16 protein-coding genes are annotated in these 21174 nt (G+C 38.8%); 13 read left to right on the forward strand and 3 right to left on the reverse strand.

The features are described 5' to 3' along the window. Nucleotides 1-20: 20 nt before the first annotated feature. From Q0486_RS15080 to Q0486_RS15135, 12 genes are all read left to right on the forward strand, one after another. Nucleotides 21-1814, forward strand: coding sequence for an Mfa1 family fimbria major subunit (locus Q0486_RS15080; RefSeq protein WP_299235190.1), 1794 nt, complete (start codon nucleotides 21-23; stop codon nucleotides 1812-1814). A gap of 82 nt (nucleotides 1815-1896) precedes the next feature. Then, nucleotides 1897-2988: a FimB/Mfa2 family fimbrial subunit gene (locus tag Q0486_RS15085; RefSeq protein WP_299235193.1), complete on the forward strand. Its 1092-nt coding sequence runs from the start codon at nucleotides 1897-1899 to the stop codon at nucleotides 2986-2988. Between the two features lie 46 nt (nucleotides 2989-3034). Then, nucleotides 3035-4732 (forward strand): hypothetical protein, encoded by a 1698-nt coding sequence (locus Q0486_RS15090; protein WP_299235196.1) that lies wholly within the window; start codon nucleotides 3035-3037, stop codon nucleotides 4730-4732. A gap of 58 nt (nucleotides 4733-4790) precedes the next feature. After that, complete coding sequence (locus Q0486_RS15095) at nucleotides 4791-5987, forward strand: hypothetical protein (protein ID WP_299235199.1); 1197 nt, start codon at nucleotides 4791-4793, stop codon at nucleotides 5985-5987. A 36-nt stretch (nucleotides 5988-6023) separates the two neighbouring features. After that, complete coding sequence (locus tag Q0486_RS15100; RefSeq protein WP_299235203.1) at nucleotides 6024-8291, forward strand: fimbrillin family protein; 2268 nt, start codon at nucleotides 6024-6026, stop codon at nucleotides 8289-8291. Between the two features lie 19 nt (nucleotides 8292-8310). Beyond that, on the forward strand, nucleotides 8311-9357 hold the full coding sequence (locus Q0486_RS15105) for a BF2992 family fimbrillin-A clan protein (RefSeq protein WP_299235207.1): 1047 nt from the start codon (nucleotides 8311-8313) through the stop codon (nucleotides 9355-9357). Between the two features lie 37 nt (nucleotides 9358-9394). After that, nucleotides 9395-10465 carry a hypothetical protein gene (locus Q0486_RS15110; RefSeq protein WP_299235210.1) on the forward strand — a complete coding sequence of 357 codons (1071 nt, stop codon included), beginning with the start codon at nucleotides 9395-9397 and terminating at the stop codon, nucleotides 10463-10465. A gap of 79 nt (nucleotides 10466-10544) precedes the next feature. Continuing rightward, entirely contained in the window at nucleotides 10545-12485 is a 1941-nt protein-coding gene (locus Q0486_RS15115; protein ID WP_299235213.1) for a glycoside hydrolase family 97 protein, read from the forward strand. A 101-nt stretch (nucleotides 12486-12586) separates the two neighbouring features. Beyond that, nucleotides 12587-14065 (forward strand): cysteine--tRNA ligase, encoded by a 1479-nt coding sequence (gene cysS / locus Q0486_RS15120; RefSeq protein WP_287677224.1) that lies wholly within the window; start codon nucleotides 12587-12589, stop codon nucleotides 14063-14065. A gap of 217 nt (nucleotides 14066-14282) precedes the next feature. Then, nucleotides 14283-14861, forward strand: coding sequence for a porin family protein (locus tag Q0486_RS15125; protein ID WP_299235218.1), 579 nt, complete (start codon nucleotides 14283-14285; stop codon nucleotides 14859-14861). Nucleotides 14862-15110: 249 nt separating this feature from the next. Beyond that, nucleotides 15111-15272 (forward strand): hypothetical protein, encoded by a 162-nt coding sequence (locus Q0486_RS15130; RefSeq protein WP_299235221.1) that lies wholly within the window; start codon nucleotides 15111-15113, stop codon nucleotides 15270-15272. Between the two features lie 13 nt (nucleotides 15273-15285). After that, entirely contained in the window at nucleotides 15286-16323 is a 1038-nt protein-coding gene (locus Q0486_RS15135; protein WP_299235224.1) for a fimbrillin family protein, read from the forward strand. Between the two features lie 86 nt (nucleotides 16324-16409). Here Q0486_RS15135 and Q0486_RS15140 read toward each other — a convergent pair whose 3' ends face one another. From Q0486_RS15140 to priA, 3 genes are read right to left on the reverse strand one after another with little or no spacing between them, the layout of a single operon-like run. Further along, nucleotides 16410-16883 (reverse strand): low molecular weight protein-tyrosine-phosphatase, encoded by a 474-nt coding sequence (locus Q0486_RS15140; protein ID WP_299235226.1) that lies wholly within the window; start codon nucleotides 16881-16883, stop codon nucleotides 16410-16412. After that, nucleotides 16880-17590 (reverse strand): phosphatase, encoded by a 711-nt coding sequence (locus Q0486_RS15145; RefSeq protein ID WP_299235228.1) that lies wholly within the window; start codon nucleotides 17588-17590, stop codon nucleotides 16880-16882. The genes Q0486_RS15140 and Q0486_RS15145 overlap by 4 nt, the downstream gene beginning before the upstream one ends. Before the next feature lie 50 nt (nucleotides 17591-17640). Then, nucleotides 17641-20103, reverse strand: a complete 2463-nt coding sequence (gene priA, locus Q0486_RS15150; protein ID WP_299235230.1) for a primosomal protein N' — start codon at nucleotides 20101-20103, stop codon at nucleotides 17641-17643. An 84-nt stretch (nucleotides 20104-20187) separates the two neighbouring features. Here priA and Q0486_RS15155 point away from each other — a divergent pair, with 84 nt between their 5' ends. Then, nucleotides 20188-21165 carry a Gfo/Idh/MocA family oxidoreductase gene (locus Q0486_RS15155; RefSeq protein ID WP_299235232.1) on the forward strand — a complete coding sequence of 326 codons (978 nt, stop codon included), beginning with the start codon at nucleotides 20188-20190 and terminating at the stop codon, nucleotides 21163-21165. Nucleotides 21166-21174: the final 9 nt, after the last annotated feature.

Genomic DNA, 21174 nt, shown 5'->3' on the forward strand with positions numbered 1-21174 from the left:
ATGAATTAATCTATAAATGTATGGGAAATCTAAAGTATTTTAGTTTGCTAATGGTGGCAGGCATGTTTGCTGCTTGTAGCGATAACCTGGAGAATCCGGGTAACGAAAATGACGGTCCAAAGACCGGCGAGGGATATGTAAAGGTGGCTATCAATTTGCCTACGGTAAATAGCTCGAGGGCTGGTGAAGAGCCGGGCTTTGATGATGGAGATGCAAGTGAGTATAAAGTAAACACCGGTATCATTGCTTTTTTTGAAGGTGCTAAAGATGGAACTGAAGATAAAGCAAAATTTGTAAAGGCATACGATTTAGGAAATTTAACTCAAACTGATGATACCGATGCTGGTGGAACTCCCGACCATATTTCAACCACAGTAACGACAATCCTTAATGTTCCTAAGCCAGCTGGTGATAACAAGATTTATGCTTTGGCTATTCTGAATAATGGTTCAACTGATAAAATTGTTTCAGTCAATTCACAAGGAAGCCAGCTTACATTCCATGAAGATGCCGGAGATTATGTAATAATCAATGCCGGAGACGAATTTAATACACTGATGGGTGCAGCCTGGTCTGTGGATGCTGCTACAGTGTCGGGTACTGCTGAAGGTTTCTTAATGCTTAATTCTCCATTGTATAAAACTGAACAATCAGTTAAAAAAATTCAGACTCTTGTGCCTGTAATTGTACATGATACTGAGCCGGATGAAGGTACTACAGCTGATAAAATATTTGTAGAGCGCATAGTGGCAAAAGTTGATTTGGAGCTTCCAACTTCTACTAGTGATGGTAAATATACAATTCCAGACGGTGCGTACGCCGGAAGTGAAGTAATCTTTACAGAAGCGGGTAGTGATCTTGGCTGGGTTCTTAATGTTACAAATAAGACTACCAAACCTGTAAGGGACGTTAGTAATTATAACACATGGTCAACAACAAATTCAAGCTATTTCTTTGGAACTTCAGCTGTGGATGGTGTTCAAGGTAGTTGGTCGCGTATATATTGGGCTAAAGACAATAACTACGATAAGAGTTATTTGAACGATTCAAATGAACCGGATTTGGAAAAAGTCAATGCTGACTTCAATGTATATTCAATGGATGATGAAACTGCAGCAGATGGTTCTAAAATTAAGTGGGGTCCTTATAGTACTACTGGTACGAGTGCAAAAGTAAATGCCCAATACTGTCTTGAAAATACAGATGTAGCAGTATTGACAACTGGTAATGTTCTAAATCTTAATGAGTATAACATAACCTCTGTCCTTATAAAGACAAAGTTCAACATTAAAAAAACAGGTGAAACTGATAAAGACTACTCATTCTTTACAATTGGTGACCTAGCAAATACATATACAAAAGACCAGTTCTTGGATTATGTAGCTGAGAAATGTAATATTACTACAAGTCCGCATGGCTTAACTATAAATTCTGAAGCCAAAGCCGGATATTACGAGGGTGCAGATCAACTTAAGACTTTGATTAATGGATTCAGTGATGATAATCACAATGAAGCTCTAAACAATCTTGGCAAAGTAGCATACTATTTAGACGGTGACTGCTACTATTATGCAGCTCCTATCCAGCACTTTGAGCTTACTAAACCTACTGGAAATATTACAAATGATAACTATCTTGGTAAATACGGTGTGGTTCGTAATAACTGGTATAACATCAAGATAAATAAAGTAAGCGCGCCTGGTCTTCCAGAAATAACTGACCCTGAAGAACCAGTAGAAAAGGAAGAAGGATATATCAAGTGTGAAATCAACGTCCTCTCATGGGCAAAACGTTCACAAGGCGTAGACTTATAATAAAATTATAAACTAAAAACACCTGCTGCAAGCCCAAACCCCTTGCAGCAGGTTTAACAACACTGAATAAAACAACTTTTATATGAAACAACGGCTTAAACATACATTGAAGATTCTCATGTCCGTCATTGTGCTGGGCATGTCTGTATCATCGTGTACCGACCTTATCTTCGACGACCGAAGCGGGTGCGACAGAGGTGTGTTTGTGAAATTCAAGTACGACTATAACCTCCAGCATTCCGATATGTTTGCCGATCATGTAGGAGAAGTTACCGTATACGTATTCGACGAACAGGGACGATACGTCACCGGCAAGGCAGAAGCCAACGAAGATGGTCTGGTTCCACTAAAAGATGATGACTACTCCATGTTCTTCGACCTGCCTGTAGGAAAGTATCAGTTTGTGGCATACGCACAGCAAAGAAAATATTCCGACCTTATTATTGAAGACGGAGCAAAGTTTATAAGGAGTAGAGGACTTAACGGCAGGAATATCATGATGGAAGATCTTAATGTGGAGCTTTCGCATAAAGTGTCTGATATAGATGGGAAAATCTATATCGACCATCAGAATCTTCCGCTTGATACATTGTGGCATTCCAAATCGGAAGAACCCGTGGAAGTGGTTCAGGGAAAGTATGTCTATCATACTCTCTCGCTGGTAAGGAACACTAAAGTTATTAGTGTGGTGCTCAGGGATATTGAAGAACCCGACGCCATGAACATTGATGACTATGATATGTATATTGACGGAGCGAACGTCATTCTCAACCACGACAACACGCCGGACAACAGCGTGAGGGCAAGATGTACGCCATACGTCTCGTGGAACACACAAGATCCCGTCGCCAACAGCCGTACGGGAGTGGGAAGCATGGGACATGCCGACTTCATGACTTCCAGAATAATTCTCCATGACAGTACCGCAGAAGATGAGGTGCTGGTGGTGAAAAACAAAAAGACAGGCAAAAAAGTTATAGAGGTCAATCTGCCGGACTTGCTTACCAGACTAAGCAACTATGATGAATCACACAGGTACACCAAACAGGAGTTCCTGGACCGCGGCTATGATTACGACCTTACCTTCTTTCTTGCAGGCGATAGCTGGGCTTACGTCAATGTCTCAATCGGAGTATTGGGATGGAGCAAGAGGGTTCAGAATGTTGAATTATGATCTGACATAATACTAAATACTAAGCTATTATTTTATATTTTAATTTATGCTACTTGTGTACCGACATATTATAAGGTACTGCTCGCTACTTATCATTGCCTTTTCCATGATAGGTTGTGCTGCAGATAATTTCTCCGCAGAAGTGGAGGAAGAGGAAGTCGTGCCGGGAGATTTGGTAGTGTCGATTAATGTAAATTTAGATGGTAATGGTTCTTCAAGGTCGAGTGCTGAGGATGATGAGGTGCGAATACCTGACACTGCTGATGAGAACAAGCTATCGCATGGACATCTGTTCCTTCAGAATTTAGATGATAACGGCAATCCTGTGGAGGGACAGACGATGTATTATGTAAAAGTTAGTTTGAAGAATGGAGAAAATACATTTAAACTTAAAAATATAGATTTCGGGAAGAAACGTATATATATAGCGGCCAATCTGAGTGATGGACAGGCAAGTCATTTCGCAACTACAGCAAATACCGAATATGATATTCCTAATCAGAAAGGATATAATCTGACTGAGGAATTTGCACGTAAAACAGACATTGCAATGTTCTGCACTGAGGGGCAGATATTGGATTTCATAGAAAACAAATTGTATGTGTTTGAGAAACCATTTATACTGAAACGTCTTGTGGCAAAAGTACATGTCACGGCAACAACAACTAATATAAATGATATTGAATATTGTACATTGGCAGGTCCTATGGATGGTATAGGATGGATTCGTCTGGAAAATGTGAAATACCTTATCAACGGATTGAATACCAAGAGCTACCTCATGCAGAAATATATTAATACCACTCCGGAAGACCCTAATTTCAGCATAGAAAATAATATTCATGTTAGTGATGACAATATAGACCCTATAAACTATCAGGATTTTTATTTTAACAGTATAAACAGTGTTTCGGAATATGAAAGTAATTTTGCTCAGGCTGAGAAATATGACGCAAGCAGAATTCCCATGTCGAATGATAATTCTGTTGAAAATGCATATACAGCAGGTTTGTATTGTCCGGAAAATACATTTACATTACCTTCAGACCAATCAAAGTCTGATGCATTCGGTAAATATAAGTCGGACGCATGGCCAATGGTAACACATGTGATAGTTTCGGCGAAATTCACTCCTGGGAAAATTGTGGTTGAAAGAAGTCTGGCAACTTGGGTTCAGAGTTCCAGTAATATATCGATAAGTCAGGAAGTAAGATTAAAAATAAAGGATAAAATTGATCAAGCTCCTGACCTTAATGATAGTTTTAAGTCATTATGTACTATTGAGTGTTCGTCAGAGGATGTGGCGAAAGCCGTTCTCTTGTCTTCATTGAAAATGGCAGGCTATCTTAAAGAGGATGACAATTCTCAGGGCTTGCCGGATGAAACATATTTCTGGAATGATTCAGAAAACCTTCCGATGGTGTTTACTTATGGTGCGGCTAAAATTTTTTCCGGTACCATTAATAATACTGAACAGTTTGAACAGTTTGCTACTGTTCCCGGTGGTGTAGGCTATTACTACATATATTTGGATAATACTAACTCTACATCAGGAAGTGGTACTGCGTCATACGATAGAAAGAATCCTAAGAATAGCATAGTGGAACGCAATGCCTATTATCTGGTGAACATAAAATCTTTCTCCGGTCCGGGAGACGCTACCCTTAAGGGAGATAACATATTGGTGAATACTGTAAAGGCCGAATGGAAAAATGGTGGAAATGCTGTGGTGGATTTGGAATAAGTTTGTATGGGTATGTTATTTTATTTGCAAATTGTTTCTTTTATAAAATGAATGTTTTATGATTATTGACAAGTTGACATATAAATTGAAGATTCTGTTTACGTCTGTTCTTTGTATGGGAATGACGACAGGATGTAATGATGCTTACGAACAGCCGAATACGGACAATGATGAGGCTTCGTTTATAAGCGTTCATACGACTGTCGATTCCAAGGCTGGAGAAGATGATGCGGAAAGGGCACAGCTATTGTTTTGGGATGAAGAAACATTTCATGATACATGGATAAAAAATGAAGAAAATGTAATTGCTTCTCCGTGGTTTGTCTCTATTCTTGATAATGAAATAGACTATTACAGTAAGGAAACAGGGATTGCGTTCAATACGAAAGAGAAATATCCTGTCGGTACCGATGCTACTATCCATGCTACAGGGTATTATCCTGCTGCAGCATTGTTGCCTGTAAATGGAAACTATTCCAAACTTCAGGTGCAACCAGATTATCAGAATGGTAAATTTGATTTCATGACGTGCGATGGTTGTGTTAAACATTCGGCTTCACGTGATAAACCTTTTACAAATTCGGACAAAGAATTGGAATTCCGTCATCTTATGGCATGTATCAGATTTCTTGGAGAAAGGGATGAATCGATGAATAACATTGTGGGGGTGAAAAATGTCGAGATAACTGTTTATAATGACAATCTGGATGATGGTTATAAAATATTTTATTTGCCAACTTCCTTTGAACTATATACTTATGATTCAGAGGATAATGATGCGCAGAAAGATAAATCTACTTATATTATCGGTGGATATTCACCTGCACCGGATGAAATATCTATTCATTACTCCGGTAAAATAAATATGGGCGAAAAAATAGAGCTAGGTGCTTGCTATGTAGTATCACATGATTTGAATTATAAAGATCAGTTGAAAGCTAATTATGTGGATCCTTTTGGAAAGATAGATTATAACACTGATGATACTTCCCGACCTAAATTAAAAATTAAGGTTAAAGCAGATTTCTACTCCATCAGTGGAGGTGAGACAGCTTTCACCACTGAAACATGGGATAATATGGTGATTGAAGGAGAAAAGTGGAATTTATGTGAAACAGGGGATAAGTTCATTCCAGGATATAGATATGATATACTTTTACATTTTAACCGTTCGGGAGTAACTGTAAAGGCTGAAGCAGTTCCATGGGAAGATGGAGGTATTCATGTACATCCGGTGCAACCCACAAATCCGTGAACAGTGTAATTGTACTAATTTATAATGATTGAAGTTATGGTAAAGAGAGTATATATAGCAGCTGTAAATTTGATTCTGATATCCGCGCTTTTCTTTTCATGTGTAAAGGAAGGCATGGAAGGATATGCCGATAATCCGGATGAAATAAAGATTGTGGGAAGCAAGGGGGAGAATATCTCCAGAAGTGTTCCGCCAAATGCAAATTTTAAGAAAGGTATAAGCTATCGTTTGTGGGCCTATGATAATTCACTAGAAAATGGGAAATATCTTTTTATTAACAAAGATGATATTCAAAATGGTATTATTGCTAAAGAATCTGAGGGGCATTATATTGAGATAAATGATTCCAACAGAAGTCGTCTTGTGGATAATTTCACGATATACGGACTTACTGATAATAGAACAACTGACAGAGATGCTTTTACTCCCAAATCAGGTACAACAACTGGATATACTTTTTCAATAGATGATAGTAATGAAATTCAGATTCCAACAGATACAAATTCTGTAAACGAGCAACTGACGGACTATTATAGAGGTGAGTTCGAATATGTTCGTGACAATATGCCTATTGATAGTAAAGGCTTGATTGTGATGAATTTCAAACATATCATGTCGCAGTTAAAGATAAGCATATTGCAACAGCCGGATGAAAATACGGGTGATATATATGATGATTTGAAGGTCACAAAAATAGAGCTGGAAGGTGATTACAGTTCTATGGATTATGATGTGAAAACTGATGCTTTTTCTAATTCGGTAGAATACAGTAACGGAAGTCTGAGAACTTTATGGGTATGGGATGATGCTATAACTGACGCAAATAATAAAATAACTACAGATGTAAAATATTTCGTTACTTCTACTGTCTTTCCTACATTGAGTGCTGGTAGAGAATATAATTTATATCTTACATTGGATGGTGTTGATGCTCAGAAATTCAACCTTGAGAATGGAAAAGTAAAAATAAAACTTACAGATTCAGGATTGGGAGAAACAAACCTTAATTTCAAACAAAATTATTCCTATCATATTCAGGTGTTCTTTATGTCCGGTAATGTTCATGTGATAGCAATCAGACCGGAGGTATATCCGTGGCTTGATGGTGAGACTGATAATGGTGAGGAGCAGGGAGATAAGTATGAGGAGGTAGCTTTAGGAAATACCTTGCTGTTTGACAACCTTTTGTGGGCAGACAGAAACTTGGGAGCTACGGAGTTTAGTCCGGTTGATGAAGCATCTTTTAAGAATTGTACAGGATTCTATTATCAGTTCCAAAGGAATATTCCGTATTTCCCTAAAACTTTAGAAGAAGGTGAATTGGTTTATCCTGTGACATCTAATGCGACGGCTAATACTCAAGTCCCTAAAAATAGGGATGATATTATAGATTGGCCTAATAGGGGAAGTTTCATAGAAAAAATAGAAGATATATATGAGGTTGATAATAAGAAATACGCCGGTTTTGCAGTATACAACTCAGGACAAGGGTTACCAGGTACTTTGAATTGGGCTGGTAATATCTCAGAACAACCAGTTCCTCCTGGATGGCGTATTCCTACGCCTGATGAATTTCTAAGTATTATGCCAAGTTGTCCTGCTGCAGGAAATATTACCTTTCTTAAGAATGTAAAAAAGAATGGTGCGGATTTTGGTCAGAATGAGTATGTAATATTATCAGAAAAAGTTATATCTTTAAAGGTTCCTTATGATAATAATTATGATTATTGTCCTGAAGAATACACAGATGTTAATGATGTGAACTCTGATCCTATAGGTGGGTATAGTTCTGTTTATGTTATTAGTAAATCTGATGAATTACAAGACTGTGTTGGTGCCCCAAAGTCTGGGGGACCATCTTGGGGTACTATTTATGCTATAAAGAAAATAGGGACGGATGAGGCATATAGAATGCGATGGCATATAATACGGCCTATTGCAGATGTTGATAATTATGTATTGGTTATTTCAAAATATTCTGCTTCTAAAACTGATGAGCTTCTTTTTAGGGATGATGATATAAATAATAAATATTACTATCGGAATTATGATTGGGATAATCCTTCTGCTGTAATGTATATACCAATAGTTGGAATGATAGGTTCCAATTGGAGGCCAGGACAGGTTGGAAACTTTGGTACTGAAACTATTTTATTGACAACAGATAAAGTTGACAGTAACAATTTTAAAACACTTAGAATAAAGATTGCAGGAGATAATGGTATAAATCAATATATTTTTGTCTCACAAGATTTTGGTGGTAGTGGCGGTCAGCTACGACTTGTTAGAGATATTACAAACTAAGTTATTAAACCTGACGAGTATGATTAGAACTTTGAATTTATTATATATATTTTTGTTCCTTACGGCTATAATGCTGGTTTCATGCACAGACGGTTTGCATGAAGAGGATGATCAGGAAGAAATCCCGGAAGGATGCGTGCATGTGAATTTCACTCTCTCCGGTTCGTACGGTGGACCGCTTTCAGACCTATCACGCAGTAATCCATTGGATAATTATTCACCAGTTAAGATACCGGATGGTACAACATTGTGGATTGCTGTTTATAAGCAGAGTAATGTACTTGAAAAAGTAAAATCGTTTGTGGTTAAAGGTAACACTTTGTATCCATGTAAAGTTGATGCTGATGGCAATGTTACTGACGAAAATGATGTTCCTTTATATCTTGAATCGGGAACATATACTTTCAGGGCTATTGGTCCGGCACGTCAACTTACTGATGATAAACATCTGTATATTGAGAACGGGCAATACGTGATAGCCAATGATGAAAGGGATAGGTTTAATACTGGTCTTGCTGAAACTACAAAAGGTACTGCGGGCGTAACAAAAGAACTTGATAATGAGGTAAATCCTGTGGTTGAAGTACAACTTAACCCATTGATTAATCAGACAGCCAAACTAAAATTTACAATCAAGGCAGGGGATAATGTATATAAACTTGGTGTTCAGACTACGGGTGTGGAAATAGACGGATTGCAGGATAATTATTCTATTTCAAATGATGTAAAAAGTCCGTGGAACTGGACGTTGGGTACGGATACATTAATAGCATATAGAGGCAATAAGAATACCAAGTTGACGCTTACAGAGCCTGTGGAAATTACAAATGAAAAGGTAGTGTATGAGACATCTATTCTTCCTACTGACGCTTATTCCACACCGCTTATCATATTGTTCTCAATGAGAGTGAATGGTGTCCCAAGCCAATTTCAGATGATGCTGAGCAGAAAGTTTTTTCTGACCGGTTATTCTTATCATTATATGGGAACCATAAATCTTAAAGATGGAATTGCGGCTATGGAATGGATGAATGTGGGTTGGGAAACGAATGTACCTATTATGTAGATGATGTTTATTAGGATATTTAACAAGCAATATGATTATGAATTACATGAAATATATACTGGTTGTAGTTGCAGTTTCCTTGGTAAGCGGCTTAACATGTACATCTTGTAGTGACAATATGCCTGATGATGAAACTGGAAATGTTTCGGACGGTTCTCTTACAATAAGGGTGTCGGTAACTGATTTTGAATGGGGACAGGTACCATACACTTATTCACGTGCATCTGATCCGATGACTCCGGAAATGGAAAACTCATTAAAGACACTGGCTATACTTCAGTTCGATTCCGAAGGTAGTTTACGTAGAGAATTAGGGACTCGCGAGAAGCCGTTCAAGTATATAAATCTTGTGGATGAGACAACTCCTAACGGGGTACTTACGTATAATATAACTCTTGCTCAAGATGAATTTTATCATGGCGAGAATTGTGCTATATGTATCATGGCGAATGTTCCGGAAGAAGAGGTTATGAAGGTGGTATTTACTGATCAGGAGAATAAAGTCAACACAAATTTAAAGACTTTCAGAACTGAGAAGATAACAATTCCGTATGTAACCGATCCATCGGCAAACGACAGTTACGGTCTGCAGATTGGGCATGTAAAGCATATTTATATGTTTGGAGAATATACGGGAGATGTTACATCGTCAACACAACAATTAAATATCGGACTGGGGCGTATGATTAGCCGTTTACAGATTGAAATTAAATCGGATGTGAATGTGAAAGAGGGATATGGACTGTACCTTGGAATAAAGAATCTGGAACAGGAAGTGTATTTCTATCACGGAGAAACTTCGCCAAATAACCTGTTTACTGAAGCAAATCCATTTGATATTTTAGCGAATGGTGTAAGTGATGAGAAAGTTAATCTGAAAGAGGGTGTCAAAATTTTCTTTTATGTAGCACCGAGAATGGCTAATAACCCAGAGAATGCAACTTCTTTAAACTTCTGGTATACTGATACAAAGCCTGATCCTAATAATCCAGACTATACTTTACCTCTTGGTAATCATAAGCCGGGAAGTGAAGTAGGGGATTATTCTCTTAACAGGAATACTTATTATATGTTTTATGTGAATTTGACTGAAAGGTCATCAGAATAAAATAATAAGTGTTGAATGTACATTTTATGATTAAAAGTATTATATTTGTCATAAGGTTTTTAATTAATACATAATACTTATGAACAAACATCTTTTATTCTGTGCATTCGCATTGTCATTTTCCCCATTATTCGCCCAGCAGGCTACGGTGAAAGGTCCGGACTCAAATCTTAAAGTTGATATTTCTGTAAAAGGAGGAAAGCCGCTTTATACTGTCACTTATAAGAATAATATCATTCTGGAAGATTCTCCATTGGGATTTGTCACAAGCATAGGTGATTTCAGCCAAAACGTTTCATACGTGGGACAGAAATTATCGTCAATAAAGAAAACTTATGTACAGGACAGAATCAAGCAGTCGTCTGTAAATTATAATGCAAACGAACTGAGAGTGACATTCAAAAATGCCGATAAGAATTCTTACGACGTAGTGTTCAGAGTGAGCAATAATGACATAGCTTTCCGTTATGAATTGCCGCAGTATGGCGAAACTGCATCTATAGTGATGAAGTCTGAGGCTACAGGATTTGATTTCCCTGAGAATACCACTACATTTATTTGTCCTCAGAGCGATCCTATGGTGGGTTGGAAGAGAACAAAGCCTAGCTATGAGGAGGAATATAAGGCTGATGCTCCTATTTCTACTACATCGCAGTATGGTGAGGGATATACGTTTCCATGTCTTTTCCATGTGGGAGACAACTGGGCTTTGGTGTCGGAGACTGGTGTAAGAAGCAAATACTGTGCGTCGCATCTGAGTGACGCTACCGAAGAAGGGCTTTATACTATTGCATTCCCTAATGAGGGTGAACTGAACGGACTGGGTGCGTCTACTCCGGGAATGGCACTTCCGGGAGAAACTCCGTGGCGTACTATAACTGTGGGAGATAATCTGAAACCGATAGTGGAGACTACTGTGCCTTTCGATGTAGTGGAACCATTGTACGAACCATCGCAGGAATATAAATTCGGACGTTCCACTTGGAGCTGGATACTGTGGCAGGACCCAAGCATTAATTACGAAGACCAGATAAAGTTTATCGATCTTGCGGCACAGATGGGGTATGAATATACTCTTATCGATGGTGGTTGGGAAACCAATATAGGACGTGAACGTATGGAGGAACTTTTCAAATATGCACAAAGTAAAGGTGTAGATGTATTTGTATGGTATAACTCAAACGGATACTGGAATGATGCTCCGCAGTGTGCAAAGCAGTGCATGAGTAATTCGATTGATCGTAAACGTGAGATGAAATGGCTCCAGAAATGTGGTGTGAAAGGTTTGAAGGTAGATTTCTTCGGTAGTGACAAGCAGCAGATGATGGAGCTTTATGAGGATATACTGAGTGATGCAAATGACCATGGACTGATGATAATATTCCACGGATGTACTATTCCTCGTGGTTGGGAACGTATGTATCCGAACTATGTGGGAAGTGAGGCTGTTCTTGCATCAGAGAACCTGATATTTAACCAGCATTTCGATGATAATGAGGCGTTTAATGCTACTCTTCATCCATTTATACGTAACACTGTAGGTAGTATGGAATTTGGTGGTACGATCCTGAACAAGAGACTGAACAAAACTAATGATGGAGGAACGATACGACGTACTACTGATGTGTTCCAGATTGCCACTGCTGTGCTTTTCCAGAATCCTATTCAAAACTTTGCGATAACTCCTAATAACCAGTATGATGCTCCTGCATCTATGATAGAGTTTATGAAGGAAGTTCCTACTACGTGGGACGAGACACGATTCATAGACGGTTATCCTGGCAAGTATTGTGTTTTGGCCCGCCGTCATAACGGACATTGGTATATTGCCGGGGTGAGTGCTCTGAAAGAACCTTTAAAACTTGAACTTGATCTTTCTATGTTGTCTAATGGTGATGAATGCATATATTATTATGACAACAAAAAGCGTGAACCGCAGAAGGAAACTTTAAAAATAAAGAATTCATCATCTGTCCCTGTAGTGATACAGCCTGAGGGCGGAGTGGTTATTGTGAAGTAAAACAGACAATTATATTACTGTATTAAAAGAAAATTAACGGTAGTTTATGTCCGTCATAGAATTTATTTATAACTTTGCAACCTAACATATTTTTATGCATTATGGAAAATAAACTCTTAATCTACAATACACTGAGCCGTACGAAAGAGCTTTTCAAACCGGCTCACGCACCTCATGTGGGTATGTATGTGTGCGGACCTACCGTGTATGGCGATGCTCATTTGGGACATGCACGTCCGGCAATCACTTTCGATATTCTTTTCCGTTATCTTACTCATCTGGGATATAAGGTACGTTATGTGCGAAATATCACAGACGTAGGTCATCTTGAACATGATGCCGACGACGGTGAGGACAAGATTGCAAAGAAAGCACGTCTTGAACAGCTTGAGCCGATGGAAGTAGTGCAGTATTATCTGAACCGTTACCATAAGGCTATGGAAGCACTCAATGTTCTTCCTCCAAGCATAGAACCTCATGCTTCGGGACATATTATCGAACAGATACAGCTGGTAGAAGAAATCCTGAAGAACGGATATGCTTACGAGAGTCAGGGATCTGTATACTTTGATGTAGCCAAATATAACAAAGACCATCATTACGGAAAATTGTCAGGAAGAAATCTTGATGATGTAATCAATACTACACGTGAGCTTGACGGCCAGCAGGAAAAGCATAATCCTGCCGATTTTGCCCTTTGGAAGTGTGCACAGCCTGAACATATCATGCGTTGGCCTTCACCATGGAGTGACGGTTTCCCGGGATGGCACTGTGAATGTACTGCCATGGGTAAGAAGTATCTTGGTGAGACATTTGATATCCACGGTGGAGGTATGGACCTTGTATTCCCTCACCATGAATGTGAGATAGCACAGAGTGTGGCTTCGCAGGGACATGATATGGTACGTTATTGGATGCACAATAATATGATTACAATAAACGGCCAGAAGATGGGTAAGTCTTTGGGTAATTTCATTACTCTTGATGAATTTTTCACAGGTAGCAATAAGTTACTGGCACAGGCATACTCGCCAATGACAATCCGCTTCTTTATCCTTCAGGCACATTACCGTAGTACTGTTGACTTCAGCAATGAAGCTCTTCAGGCTGCTGAAAAAGGTCTCGAACGTTTAATGGAAGGTGTAAAGAACCTTGAACGTATTACTCCTTCTAAGACCACAAGTGGTATTGAACCGGCCGGACTTCGTGAGAAATGTTATGATGCAATGAACGATGACCTTAATACTCCTATCGTTATATCACATCTTTTCGATGCTACACGTATGATAAATACTGTAATCGATAAGAAGGCTACTATCAGTGAGGCTGATCTTGAAGAGTTGAAACAGGTATTCAATATGTTTGTATTCGATATTCTTGGTCTTAAAGCAGATGCTGAGAATAATGCTGCACGCGAGGAAGCATACGGAAAGGTAGTTGATATGCTTTTGGAGCAGCGTATGGTGGCTAAGGCTAATAAGGATTGGGCTACAAGCGATAAGATACGTGACAATCTTGCTGCTTTGGGATTCGAGGTTAAAGATACCAAGGATGGATTTACTTGGAAACTGAATAAGTAATTAAAAACAGTATACTTATTAGAACGTCTGCTGAATATAGTTTAAATACTATTTAAATGGTGTTTAAACATTATTGGGCAGACGTTTGTTATATATTCGATGATTTAAGACTGAATAGTGTTTGTTATATCAGAAAATATAAAATATTAAGAAAAAACTTGTTTTTTAATATTAAACTATTATTTTTGCCATTGTAAATCAAAAAAATAGAACAATCATGAAAAAGATTTTTTCAACTCTAGTTATTATGGTGTGCTTGTTATTGGCTGTTCCTGCACAGGCACAGGTAAAATTTGGTATTAAAGGTGGTCTTGACATGTCTAAGGTAACAACTGAAATAGGAGACAACGCTACAGGTTTCTTTGTTGGTCCTATGATGGAAGCTACACTTCCTATTGTTGGTCTTGGTGTGGATGTTGCAGCTCTTTATTCTCAGTCTGGTGTAAAGCTTGAAGGAAATGATGCTGACAAACTGAAATCTATTGAAGTTCCTGTAAATTTAAAATGGACACTAGGTTTAGGTAGTACGTTGGGAGTTTTTGCGGCTGTCGGTCCTCAGTTCGGATTTAATTTGGACAATGGTGTGGATGCTGTACTTAAAAGTAAGAAATGTGCTGTTAGCGTAAATGTTGGAGTTGGATTAAAACTTTTGAGACATCTTCAGTTAGGAGTTAACTATAACATAGGTGCAAGCAAGATGACTTCCAAATATTTTGAGAATTTGGAAGAAGTAATAGAAACTGAACCAAATTTCCGTAAAAATTCATGGCAGGTTTCTTTGGCATATATGTTCTGATATAAATAATAAGATATAAACTTAGTCCCACAGGCTTCAATGTGAAAGAAGTTTGTGGGTTTTTTTTGTTCTAATTTGTAACTGAAAGATGTTATTATAGTTAAGACCTTGAACTTTTTCGTACATTTTTGTTATTGACTTAAATCAATAAAAGCCATTCTTTGAATATTATAATGAACAAATACATGTTTAATATTGTCTTTTAATCTGTGGAACATTAGATAATTAATAATTTGATAGGTATAGTTTATGAAACAAGAATTGAAAAAAGTTGAGGTAAAAGAATTGTATGTCGCACCTGTTTCCGAATGTATTGAAATAATGTCCGAAGGAATTCTTTGCGCAAGTTCGGTAGATTCAAATACGGGAGCTTTCGGATCTGAGGGAGATATATTTTGGGGTGAATGGTAATAATTGATCTGTTATGAATAAAGTAAGCAGATTTTTTCTTTTAACGGCATTACTCTTCGGCCTTTCTTCTTGCGAAAAAACTAGTGTTTCAGATAATGATACGATAGATAATTCTTCGGGAAGCGACAATGGAGAAGGAAATACTGAAGATATTGCCAATTTTAAGATATCAATGAGTGTTACAGAAGCTTCTAAATATAGTAGGGCTTCTATTGATGAAAACTTACCGGCAAACGGAGGGCAACTTCAGGTGAGATGGGATAGTGGGGATAAGGTCCGCATGATGATTGGAAGTACGGCCAATGATGTAACAGCGTGCGATTTCACCCTTGTAGGAGGTCCTTCGGTAGGTTCCGGAAATTTTGAGTATGTAGGCAATAAGGTCGAGACAAGTTATTATTACGGAATATATCCACCTATGGAAATAGGAATAAATGGAGGGGTACGATTGAATGTGCCGATAGATGGTAGAATAAGTCAGTCTGCGGCAGATGATTCACGTCATTTGGGGCAGTTCAGACCAATGTATGCGCCTCCGGTGCAGAATGAGGAAGGTGGTAATGTATTGAGAGGGGTTGTATTCAAGCATCTTACATCACTTATCATCTTTAAGGTGACAAATACTACCGGTGAGGCATTCAATCTTAATTCAATACAAATGTCAACGGCAGATGGAAATCCTATATTTTATTCGTCTGCATATTTCAATCCTCAGAATCAGACTGAGGCGGTAATGGAAGACAATCCATCTGTATCGGTAGCTTTGACCTTTGATGAGAATGGAATGCAGATCGCGTCTCAAGAGATGAAGAAAGCATATCTTCCAGTACTTCCTACAGGTGATTTTTCCACATTGCAATTAAGAGTAAAAGCAGTAACAGACAAGGGTGAGTTTGTTACGGACATTCCTATGGCTGCAAGCCAAACTATAAAAAGATTTCAAGCTGGTAGTTACTGTATTTTTAATCTGAAAAAAACAGATACAGGTATTACTGTAGAAATGGAAATATTGGGGTGGGAAGACGGTGAAACCGTAGATGTACCGGTATAATTAAAAATTTATGAACAACCTGTTGATGTTCTGAAATAGTCAATTTGCAGTTCGGCATTTAGTGGCTGAACTGCAAATGTTAAATGTTATTTTACTATATTCTTTTTAATTTCAATAAGAAGTCCTTGACAGGCATCTTCCAGTATATCCAGAACATTCTCGAATCCTTGTGCTCCACCATAATATGGATCTGGAACGTAATCAACTACTTTCGTAAGGCAATAGTCTGTCATGCGTCCAATTTTCTTTTCCGATTCAATATCAGGAGCCATATCACGAAGATTAGCAATATTGCGATCGTCCATTCCCAAAATGATATCGAAATTGTAGAAATCGTCGGTACATACAGGTCGGGACAGATGAGTAAGTCTGTAACCTCTACGTGCGGCATGCATACGCATACGTTCGTCGGGTAACTCACCTCGATGATAAGAACTTGTTCCGGCAGAATCTACTTCTACCTCATTGTCGAGGCCTTCTTTTCTTAAAAGGGTACGCATAACCTCATCTGCAGTAGCAGAACGGCATATATTGCCAAGACATACGAATAGTATCTTCATTTTCCTATATACTTTTTAAATCGTTCTACATCGGTATTAATGATCAGCTTTTCAGGAAACTCAGTCTCTGTCAGTAGCTGCATAGCATAACCATATTCGGCTATATCGAAAGATATGTGTGCATCACTTCCAAGAATGACCGGTACTTCATATTTTTTACACAACCGTAGAATTTCAATATTGTTATTTCTTGCTTCCGGTTTGTTACGACATGGTTTTAGTGAGCTGTTGTTTATCTCCAGAAGGGTGTGATATTTTTTTGATGCCAGTACGATTGGTTCGAAATCAAGGCTTGCGGTTCCGTCTCCTGGATGACTGATGATATTAATGTATGGATTTGCAATCACATTTACCATACCATGAGTGTTTTGTTCTTTGGTTCCGTGCGTATAACATAATGAGTGTATTCCTGCTATACGTATATCAAGCATACGGAGATAGAACTCGTCCATGTCGATATTACCGTTGAAATCGGTTATATTTATTTCTGCTCCTAGGAACAGTTCTATACCATACATTCGTCTTGGTACGACATGAAGATTACGGAAGTAAATGGGGTCACATGTACCAGGAATACCGGATGAGTGTTCTGTTATTCCCAGTAACTTCAGCCCTTTCGCTGATGCAGCCTGAGCCATCTCCTGCAATGTACTGAAGGCATGTCCACTTGCTATGGTATGTGTATGTACGTCTAATTCTATATTCATATTTTTAGTTGTTTTCGGTTATTTATTGTTATATAAGTACAGGTTTCCAATTAATAAGGATCTACATCGTAATAAACTGTCAATGACTTGAAACGTTCATCTTCCATTATTGCACGTTGAACCTGCTGGAGATAAGTGCGAATTTTCGACATTGATGCCTGCTGTTCAACTTTAATAACTATCTTCTTGATAAACAGTGTCTGAATTCTTCCCACAGGAGGACGGTCAGGACCTAAAATTCTGTCGCCAAGACCATTTCGCAGATAGGATGCCATACAGCTGGCTGCCTGTTCCAATACATCTTCCTTACGGTGCTTGAGATATACGTATATCAGTCTGTGGAACGGAGGGTAGTGGAACATGCTTCGTTCGGCACATTGTTCATCATAGAGCGCATTGTAATCATTGTTCACCACCTGATGTATAAGTGGAATGTCAGGTGATTTTGTTTGTAGCACTACCAGACCGCGCTTGTTTTTTCTTCCTGACCTGCCAGATACTTGGGCCATAAGCTGGAATGCTCTTTCGTACGAACGGAAGTCGGGATAGTTGAGCATGGAATCGGCATTCAGAATCCCAACTACACTAACACGGTCGAAATCTAATCCTTTGGAAACCATTTGAGTTCCAATAAGTATATCTGTCTTTCCTTCTTGAAAGTCGTTTATTATCCTCTCGTAAGCAGTACGTGTACGTGTGGTATCCATATCCATACGTGCAATTGTTGCATCGGGGAATATCTGTTTTATATCGTCCTCTACCTTTTCCGTTCCGAAGCCTCTGTTCACGAGTTCAACTCCTCCGCAAGCCGGACATGACTTGGGTACACTGTATGTATATCCGCAGTAATGACACGTCAGCTGATTCAGACCTTTATGATAGGTAAGACTCACATCGCAGTTCTTACATTTCGGTACCCATCCGCATGTACGACATTCTATCATCGGTGCAAATCCGCGACGGTTCTGAAAAAGTATAATCTGTTCCTTGTTCTCGAGTGCTTCTCTCATTTTCTGCAAAAGAAAAGGAGAAAAATGTCCGGACATGCGTCTTTTGCGTGCCAGTTCCTTTATATCAACCACTTCTATCTCCGGCAGCTGTATCTGCTGGTATCTTTCCTTCATTTCTACCAGAGCATACTTTCCGTGAGTGGCATTATAATACGATTCCAGGCTTGGAGTTGCTGTACCAAGAAGCGTTTTAGCGCCATAGAGAGATGCAAGCATTATTGCCGCACTCCGGGCATGATAGCGCGGTGCAGGGTCCTGCTGCTTATACGATGTTTCGTGTTCCTCATCTACTATCACCAATCCCAGTCTGCGGTAAGGAAGAAAGACAGACGAGCGTACGCCGAGTATCACATCATAGTCATTGTCTGTAAGCTGTTTCTGCCATATCTCCACACGTTCCGCATCAGGAAATTTAGAATGATATACCCCGAGACGTGAACCGAAAATTCTTTTCAACCTCTCAGTAATCTGTGTGGTAAGAGCTATTTCAGGAAGAAGATAAAGAACTTGCTTTCCAGCTTTGATTACTTCTTCTATTAAATGTATATAAACCTCAGTCTTTCCGCTGGCAGTAACTCCATGAAGAAGACAGATGTTTTTTTGATGGAATGATGACATTATTGAACGGAAAGCCTTTTGCTGAATCTCGTTAAGCGGATTCAATGGAACTGTTTCTGTCTTTCCGGCATTAAGACGTCCTATCTCGTAGTTATAGGTTTCGAAAATATGTTTGTCAATAAGACCGTTCAGAATTGATGAAGTAGCACCAGAAGCTTCCAATAGAGTTTTCTTTGAAACTTCTGTCAGAAGTTTTCCTTCCTGCATCCAGCCGGATAACTCTATATATTTCATTAAAAGAGCAAGCTGTTTTGGAGCTCGCGCTAAAATATCAAACTGTTTCTGAAGAACGGACTCATCGCGCATGCTGTCCTGCAAGCGCACACGGACTTCTGTCTTTGGTTTATAGTTACGTTTCAGTTCTTCCTTTACACGGATAGCATCTTTCTCCATCAGCGATTTTATTGCCGGCAGTATATTTCTGATATTTCCGGCGCGCTCTATTTGTGTTATACACTGTTCTGTGTCAACACTTAGAATATCAAGTATGCGCTGTTCTTTAGGTGAAAGAGGTTCATCTGTAACAAAATCAGGATTATATTCCACCACAGTCTCACTTTCAAGCTTCAAACCGGAAGGAAGAGCGGCCTTATAGACATCGCCAAGCGTACACAGATAATATTCTGCCACCCATTTCCAAAAGGCCAACTGGCGCTCCAACATTATAGGTGTCTTGTCAAGTACCTCGGAGATATCTTTTGTCTCGTAATCCTCAGGTGCAGAATAATGTATTTTCACTACGATGGCAGTATAATATTTCTTGACTCCGAAAGGAACTACTACACGACATCCAGTCTCTACCTGTTCCTCAAGCGACTCAGGCAAAGAGTATGTAAACGTATTTGCAATGGGAAGCGGCACTATGACATCGACGAACTTTTTCATACTGCAAAGGTACAAAAAAGGATATGCCGTTGTCTATAATATTCCCAAACTTTTATAGCTTTGTAAAAACTAAATTTATAAATAATGAAAAAATATAAGATAGGTATTATTGGTTGTGGACATATAGCCGAGAAAATGGCTGCCACTATCAACGCAATGCAAGAAGTGGAAAGTTATGCAGTGGCCTCAAGAAGTATTGAAAAAGCTTCGGATTTTGCATCGAAGTGGAATTTCAACAAGGCTTATGGAAGTTATGAAGAACTTGTTGCCGACAGTGAGGTCGATCTTGTTTATATAGCTACACCTCATTCACATCATTATGAACATGCGCGCTTGTGCATAATGAATGACAAGCCTGTACTCTGCGAGAAATCATTTACTGCTAATGCGCGTCAGGCAGAAGAACTTATCCAGTTGGCAGAAGAAAAGAATGTTTTCATAACAGAGGCTATATGGACACGTTATATGCCCCTGTCTGTTAAAATGAGAGAGCTGCTAGATGAAGGAGTAATAGGAAAACCTTATACTCTGTCAGCAAATCTTGGATATGTGATTGCTGGTAAAGAAAGAATAGCCAGGCCGGAACTTGCTGGAGGGGCACTTCTTGACATAGGAGTCTATACTTTGAATTTTGCTGCTATGGCGTTTGGAAGTGATATCAAGGAAGTACATTCTGCCTGTCAATTGACAGATACTGGAGTTGACGGGCAGGAGAACATCACTCTGTTCTATAAAGATGGTAAAATGGCCTCATTACAATCATCTGTTTATGCCAAGACAGATCGAATGGGAGTCATCTCGGGAGATAAAGGATTCATGGTTATAGAAAATATCAATAATCCTGAATGTATAAAAATTTTCGGTTCGGACTATAAGTTAAAAACCGAATACAAGGCACCGGAACAGATTACAGGTTTCGAATATCAAGTAAGAGCTTCCATTGAGGCTATTGAAAAAGGGTGGAAAGAATCGCCTTATATGCCACATAAGGAAACTATAAGAATAATGTATCTTATGGATTCTCTGCGAAAAGAATGGGGAGTGAGATATCCATGGGATTAATGGAATTTT

The sequence above is a fragment of the uncultured Bacteroides sp. genome (assembly GCF_937912035.1).
GTDB lineage: Bacteria > Bacteroidota > Bacteroidia > Bacteroidales > Bacteroidaceae > Phocaeicola.

Bases quoted from the DNA above. Each gene is read 5' to 3' on its own strand.
- Q0486_RS15080 (WP_299235190.1), top strand. From the start codon at position 21: ATGGGAAATCTAAAGTATTTTAGTTTGCTAATGGTGGCAGGCATGTTT.
- Q0486_RS15085 (WP_299235193.1), top strand. From the start codon at position 1,897: ATGAAACAACGGCTTAAACATACATTGAAGATTCTCATGTCCGTCATT.
- Q0486_RS15090 (WP_299235196.1), top strand. From the start codon at position 3,035: ATGCTACTTGTGTACCGACATATTATAAGGTACTGCTCGCTACTTATC.
- Q0486_RS15095 (WP_299235199.1), top strand. From the start codon at position 4,791: ATGATTATTGACAAGTTGACATATAAATTGAAGATTCTGTTTACGTCT.
- Q0486_RS15100 (WP_299235203.1), top strand. From the start codon at position 6,024: ATGGTAAAGAGAGTATATATAGCAGCTGTAAATTTGATTCTGATATCC.
- Q0486_RS15105 (WP_299235207.1), top strand. From the start codon at position 8,311: ATGATTAGAACTTTGAATTTATTATATATATTTTTGTTCCTTACGGCT.
- Q0486_RS15110 (WP_299235210.1), top strand. From the start codon at position 9,395: ATGAATTACATGAAATATATACTGGTTGTAGTTGCAGTTTCCTTGGTA.
- Q0486_RS15115 (WP_299235213.1), top strand. From the start codon at position 10,545: ATGAACAAACATCTTTTATTCTGTGCATTCGCATTGTCATTTTCCCCA.
- cysS (WP_287677224.1), top strand. From the start codon at position 12,587: ATGGAAAATAAACTCTTAATCTACAATACACTGAGCCGTACGAAAGAG.
- Q0486_RS15125 (WP_299235218.1), top strand. From the start codon at position 14,283: ATGAAAAAGATTTTTTCAACTCTAGTTATTATGGTGTGCTTGTTATTG.
- Q0486_RS15130 (WP_299235221.1), top strand. From the start codon at position 15,111: ATGAAACAAGAATTGAAAAAAGTTGAGGTAAAAGAATTGTATGTCGCA.
- Q0486_RS15135 (WP_299235224.1), top strand. From the start codon at position 15,286: ATGAATAAAGTAAGCAGATTTTTTCTTTTAACGGCATTACTCTTCGGC.
- Q0486_RS15140 (WP_299235226.1), bottom strand. From the start codon at position 16,883: ATGAAGATACTATTCGTATGTCTTGGCAATATATGCCGTTCTGCTACT.
- Q0486_RS15145 (WP_299235228.1), bottom strand. From the start codon at position 17,590: ATGAATATAGAATTAGACGTACATACACATACCATAGCAAGTGGACAT.
- priA (WP_299235230.1), bottom strand. From the start codon at position 20,103: ATGAAAAAGTTCGTCGATGTCATAGTGCCGCTTCCCATTGCAAATACG.
- Q0486_RS15155 (WP_299235232.1), top strand. From the start codon at position 20,188: ATGAAAAAATATAAGATAGGTATTATTGGTTGTGGACATATAGCCGAG.